Genomic DNA, 6541 nt, shown 5'->3' with positions numbered 1-6541 from the left:
GTAACAACACCGCTTGTAGAGACAGTAGCAACAGATGTATTGCTGCTGCTCCAAACTCCGCCTGTTGGCGTTGAGCTCAAAGCAACTGTACTGCCGATACAGACTGAGTTTGATCCGGTGATCGCTGAAACCACCGGTAATGCGTTTACAGTAATATCTTTCGTAACAACGGTAGAACAGCCGCTGCCATTCGTAACGGTATAACGGATCGTAACCGTACCTGCAGAAACTCCGGTAACAACACCGGTATTGCTCACCGTAGCAACAGATGTATTGCTGCTGCTCCAAACTCCGCCTGTTGGCGTTGAGCTCAAAGCAACTGTACTGCCGATACAGACTGCGTTTGGTCCGGTGATCGCTGAAACCACTGGTAATGCGTTTATAGTAATCAACGCCTCTTCTGAAACAACCGAGCATTTCCCGTTAGACACTTTAACCCGTACTTTACCTCCATTATAAGCTAAAGACGCTCCAGTAAGTGTTAATATATTTCCACTAACAGTAATCTTATCCTGCGTACCATTGGGCAATACTACCCAAGCCGTACCATTATAATATTCCCAAGTATAAGTTAAATTATTACCTGGAGCTGTCACCGAAACTGAACCTGTACTACCTTCACAAAGAATTAAGTTTTCAATAGGTTCCGATATCACAGGTGGAGCGCTTATAATAACTGTAATTTTAGAAACCGGGCTCTGACAATCGGCTGTTCCCTGAGTAACATAATATTCGAAAGTTCCCGCAGTGCTAGTTGAAGGAGTTATTGATGTTTCTGCTACGCCAGTCGGATTACCATTACCGTCAATTCCCCTATAATAATATAAATTGTAACTCGTACTAGAAGCAGTTGCCACCAATGGAACCGCCGTCTCTCCCACACAGTATTTTAAAGGATCTGTAGATCCTGTCGTCGGTGGAGTGTTTACGATAATTACTTTTAATTTGAACTCGAAATAACATCCTGCAGCCCCCGGAGGTATTGCATAGTAAGTTGCATTGGGAGCATTAGTAGGGAAAGGTGTTGTATCATTATATTCAGTTCCTGTGCCTTTTCCTTCAGCGTCTACTGCAGAATAGAAGCGAGTCCCTGAAGGGAAGCCTGCTCTAACTGTAGCCAAAATATTTTGGGGAGTAGATCCATCACAAATACTAAAGTTCCTAGCTTCGTACTCATAGTCTTTACAACGATCACCAACAGCAATTCCTAATTTCACAGGATCATGGATAGGCTCACCAACGCAAGCTCCTGCATTTTGAAATCCAGATATAAATGTTCCGCTGTTTCCTAATGAGGCATTAGTCGTCGCCCCCGTTCCTGATACTGTTCCTGTAACAGCCAATGTTGGCGTACAAATTGGATTACTTAACAGAAAACAGTCCTCAGTGACTTTAAATTTATAGGTTAATGTGGCTAAGATATCATTAGAATTACTCGGAAGGGGTAATGTTCCGATATCCCAATTGATAGCACCTAAAGACCCATCGATAGGATTAAAAAAAGGAGTTGCCGTGCTTCCTGTTGCAACATGTCTTTGTCCAATAGCACTACCCACAACGTAATTAGCAGCCGTATAAGGTACAGGAATACGCACCTTTGCATTATTTATAGCTTCCGTACCTAGGTTTTTAACCTCAAGTTTATATCCAATTTCATCTCCAGGACTAACTAAGCTTCCAGGTACATATGGATTTCCGTTGACAGTAATAACCGAATTGACTGGCTGTACTTCTGGCACATAAGCATCTACCGCAAAAACTATATTAAAAATAATATAGGTGTCACCATCTGTCCGATACCTAAACCGTGTACTTGTTTGATTATTGGTAATATAACTCTTATCGGAATTATTCAATTCCATTACCTTAATATCTACCCCAGAATTATTCGTTAAATTGGGGTTTCGATTCGGAACACCTACGATACGAGAATTGAAAAAATTATTTGTTTGGCCTGCTTGATTTAATAGCTCCTTCCATGAAGGGTTCGCATTCGAGCTACTGGAACTTCGAATATCAAATGCATCTCCTGTATATTCTTGATCACCTTCACCAGCCATCATTCCTATTTTCACACCAACATCACCGGTCTGCACAGATTGAAAACCGGAGACATCCAATGTCTGATTATTACCATTAGCTGACATGTAGGCGTGTCCATCAAACACCGTGATATCCCGCCATTTCATTTTTGAGTTCTCATACACAACAACTAACCCCCATCCGCCATAATATCCTGTACCGTCACCAGTACCCGCAGTCAGTGCCATATCTGCTACGAAATATTCTCCTTGCCCTCCTGCCTTGACAATATCCGTGACATCCGCATAGGCAGAATACATGTTACCGTGTGTATTATCAGGATAGTAAATATCATTCGCGTTCGCAATAATAGGTTGATACGAACCGCCTGCCTTTTTAAACTGCACTTGTCGCTTATTCAGCAGCTTTCCCTCTTTAGTAACACTTACTCTATAATTAGCATTTATGCCATTGTCCGTTCTTCTCTTTCTAATCGAATTAATTTTAAAAGATTGATTTCCTGTACCAATTGGATAAGCATTATCAAAGTTAAAAGTATAATTATTACTACTAGTATTAACTAGAGATCCGTTCAATGGAGTTTCGGTTCCTGCACCAACTTGTACAGTCATAGTCCCTTTATATGTAGGCCAAAACGAACCTTCGTACCAAGAACGAAATCGAAACACGACTACTTGTCCACCGCCTGTAGGTGTAAAAGTATAAGTAGCTAAACGACCGTCAGAAGTTCCAGCTCCTTGATCTTCATTAACGGCTACCATACTCAAGGTATAACCACTCATAGAGTTGCCGTTATTTAAGTCGGTTGTAACCTCGCCTACTGTAAATTCCATCGGACTATTTCCACTGTTATGTGCCCTTCCTGTCCAATACAACCCCGCATAAACTACATTGGAACAACTCGGATCGGCGCCATTCTCATTAGAAAAAGACAATGTAGCAGAGGAAGAGTTAATCGTATTTGCGTCTCCATCTACATCAACATAAATCATTGCATTACCTCCATTAACTCGGGTATCACTATAATTCTGCAAAGTAAGATTCGTATTGCCAACCATAGCGAAGTTCCCCTTGACATTGTAAACAGATTGTCCAACTGGTGTTGTTAGCTGAGAAGTTCGAGGTTTAAACTCCTTTCCTGCTATTACCTGAGCACATGAAACTTCAGGAAATAGTATAACCAGTAACATAAGGGGCAAAAGTAGTAGACCATATATTTTTCGAAAATATTTTTCCTTGAAAAATATAGAAGTATGAAGATTTTCCATAAGTTTGGTTTTCTTAGTCAGTGATTTGTTTTTCAGATAACTCCTTTTAGTTTCCTGCTTCTAAATTATTAAACACCACCACTACATCCGGGCGAGCTTCCCAAAAAGCTTTAGAGAGTAAACTTTCTGTTGAAGAGGCATTCATGGTTCCAGCTCCTGCGTTGCTTTTAAAAACTAAAAACTCTAATTCGGGGAACTTTTCATCATTTGTAAAAAAAGAAGGTAATGCGACTCCAAGCTGTCCATCTATAACAATCAACTTAACTGTACTAAAATTCTCATTAGATTCATCGTTAACATCAGCTTCCAACCGGGAGAATGCACTTGGATTCACAAAAAGAACCGATGGGTAAGAACCTTCATTTGCTGAACGTGTTTCTATAGCATTATAATACCTCGCAGGTTGAACATTATAATAAAGATTTCTGAATGCATTAATCCGATCCCCACTAATATCCTGCATAGCTGTACGACTCATCAAGGCTCTCTTTTGAATATCTGTTTTCTTCTCAGTGAAAGCATCTATTGAATAAATCCGCTCTTGCGCTTTTACACCTCCAACAACGAATAATAGCATACACATAATAACTGCGTAGATTTCGCTGCTTGGTCTTTTCATTGTAGTTTTCATAACTTTCATATTTTAGCGATGCCAATCTAGCATCCAATTTGTTTGGCAATTGAAGTAGAGCATCCAGGCTCCGCCTCGCTTGTTTATTTCTTAGTTAAATTCTCATTTGGTTTGTAAATCACATCTTCGTTTTGAAGCAATATTCGGGTCTGATTTACGGTGCGAAGTTTGTAATAAAAAGGCAGGATCAAAGTCTATTTAAGTAGACAGGTAAGGGTACAATATCTCAAAATAGAGGACAGAAAAAGAGAAAAACAAGTATAAGGCAAGTGGACACAAAACAAATAAACACCTATAAAACAAACACTTAAATAATACGCTTAGAGGACAAGCTACAGGTACATTAAAAAACAGCAAAATGACACGGCGGGTAGGCAAAACTATCCTCGCTATAAAGCCTAAAACAGGCATAGACTATCCTTTTTCCTACCCAAAATTGTACTGATATTCCGGCAGACAAATCTGGACAACCAACTTACACACTTAGCGGGCTGGTGCCTTAGTGCTATGGCTATTTTGGTCCTAGCCGATACATCTTGTGGAGCTTCCGTTCAATCAACTGAGGCAAACGATACATCAAGTGGCGCATACGATACATCGAGTAGCACAGATGATAGATCAACTGGAGCAATCTATCCATCAATTGGTGTAGGAGATCGATCAACTGGGTCAGTCCATACATCGAGCAGCCCAAACAATCAATCAACTGCAGCAATCTATTGATCAAGTAGTATAGGAGATGGATCAACTGGGCCAGTCCATACATCGAGCAGCACAAACGATCAATCAACTGAAGCAATCTATCAATCAAGTGGTGTAGGAGATCGATCAACTGGGCTAGTCTATACATCGAGTAGCACAAACTATGGATCAACTGAAGCAGTCTATTGATCAAGTGGTGTAGGAGATGGATCAACTGGGCCAGTCCATACATCGAGCAGCACAAACGATCAATCAACTGAAGCAATCTATTGATCAAGTGGTGTAGGAGATGGATCAACTGGGTCAGTCTATACATCGAGCAGCACAAACGATCAATCAACTGAAGCAGTCTATTCAACGGACAGCTCAAAAGAAGGATCAAAAATGGCTAATAAGTGGAATTTTGATAAATAAAAAACCTCTAGTCAATGGGTAAACTGACTAGAGGCACTTTAAAAAAGCTACGGAAACAGCAGCTCTATTTATGGCGTTCTTCTAAATTTTTCGCTATCGTTTCAAGGGAGAAACCTTTTTCACGGAGTAGAACAAGCAAATGGAAAATCAAATCGGAAGTCTCGTCCACGAACTCTTTGTCTGTCTGTGCTAACGCAGCAATGACCGTTTCTACCGCCTCTTCGCCCACTTTCTGTGCTATTTTATGTAGTCCGTTGCCTCTAAGGTGATTGACATAAGACTCTTCCGTAGGGAACTCATACCGCTGCCCTATAATACGTTCCAACTCGGCAATGAAATTATTGCCGTAATCTGTTGCAAAACAACTTCTACTGCCCGTATGACAGGTAGGTCCCGCCGGCTGCACTTTGATAAGAATGGTGTCCTGATCACAATCGATATGAAAACTCTTCACCCATAGAAAATTGCCGCTTTCCTCGCCTTTGGTCCAAAGCCTATTCTTTGACCTCGAATAAAAGGTAACTTTTTGCTCCTTTTGTGTTTTTTCCCAGGCTTCTTCATTCATATAGCCCAACATAAGTACTTCTAATGTCTGGACATCTTGAATGACTACAGGAACAAGTCCATCACCCTTTTCAAAATCTATCATTTTTTTGTTAGTATTGAGTACCAAGTATTGGGTATTTAGACCATACACATGCTATGTCTAATCCCCTCTTTCTCCATTGTTATCGTACCGTTATGCCTTCGGTGCGAAGTCTTTCTTTTAATTCGGGGATTAATATTTCCCCATAGTGGAACACTGATGCAGCCAGTGCAGCGTCCACATTGGCCTGCTGGAATACATCAACGAAATGTTGTTCATTCCCAGCACCGCCCGAGGCAATCAATGGAATATCTATCATTTGATTGATCCGCTGCAAAAACAGATTGTCAAAGCCATTTTTCGTACCATCGTGATCCATGGAGGTAAGTAATATCTCTCCAGCACCTCTACTCTCTGCCTCTTTAATCCACTCTTCTGTATGTATATCGGTCTTCTCTCGCCCCCCCCGTAGGTGTACGTAATTGCTTCCATCGACCAATCGTGTATCTACGGCCACCACGACAAATTGAGAACCGAAGGTCTTTGCAAGATCGTCGATCAACTGTCTATTTCTAACCGCAGCCGAATTGATAGATATCTTGTCAGCTCCACTGTTCAACAGTATCTCTGCATCTCTCAACTCATTAATCCCTCCACCGATGGTAAAGGGAATATTGACCTGCCTAGCAACCGATTTGACCAAGTCAATAGTCGTCTTACGGCCTTCGTGTGTAGCAGTGATATCTAAAAAGACGAGTTCATCCGCTCCTTGCTGTGAATATTGCCATGCGAGCTCTACGGGATCTCCGGCATCACGAAGATCAACAAAGTTAACACCTTTGACCGTCCGTCCGTCCTTGACATCTAGGCAAGGTATGATACGCTTAGCAAGCATAG

At 41.2% G+C, this 6541-nt stretch carries 5 protein-coding genes; all 5 read right to left on the bottom strand.

Going from position 1 to position 6541, the window contains the following annotated elements; all coding sequences use genetic code 11:
* Positions 1–3233 (bottom strand): Ig-like domain-containing protein (locus M472_RS38765; protein ID WP_021071382.1); only part of this gene is annotated, 3233 nt, incomplete at its 3' end.
* A gap of 124 nt (positions 3234–3357) precedes the next feature.
* Entirely contained in the window at positions 3358–3942 is a 585-nt protein-coding gene (locus M472_RS38760; RefSeq protein WP_144062753.1) for a hypothetical protein, read from the bottom strand.
* Positions 3943–4453: 511 nt separating this feature from the next.
* Entirely contained in the window at positions 4454–5002 is a 549-nt protein-coding gene (locus M472_RS45270; RefSeq protein ID WP_144062752.1) for a hypothetical protein, read from the bottom strand.
* A 120-nt stretch (positions 5003–5122) separates the two neighbouring features.
* Positions 5123–5707 (bottom strand): bifunctional phosphoribosyl-AMP cyclohydrolase/phosphoribosyl-ATP diphosphatase HisIE, encoded by a 585-nt coding sequence (gene hisIE, locus M472_RS38750; RefSeq protein ID WP_021071378.1) that lies wholly within the window; start codon positions 5705–5707, stop codon positions 5123–5125.
* Between the two features lie 79 nt (positions 5708–5786).
* Positions 5787–6539, bottom strand: a complete 753-nt coding sequence (hisF, locus tag M472_RS38745; RefSeq protein ID WP_021071377.1) for an imidazole glycerol phosphate synthase subunit HisF — start codon at positions 6537–6539, stop codon at positions 5787–5789.
* Positions 6540–6541: the final 2 nt, after the last annotated feature.

This window comes from Sphingobacterium paucimobilis HER1398, assembly GCF_000416985.1.
GTDB lineage: Bacteria > Bacteroidota > Bacteroidia > Sphingobacteriales > Sphingobacteriaceae > Sphingobacterium > Sphingobacterium paucimobilis.
This window is presented reverse-complemented; position numbering and strand designations above follow the sequence as displayed.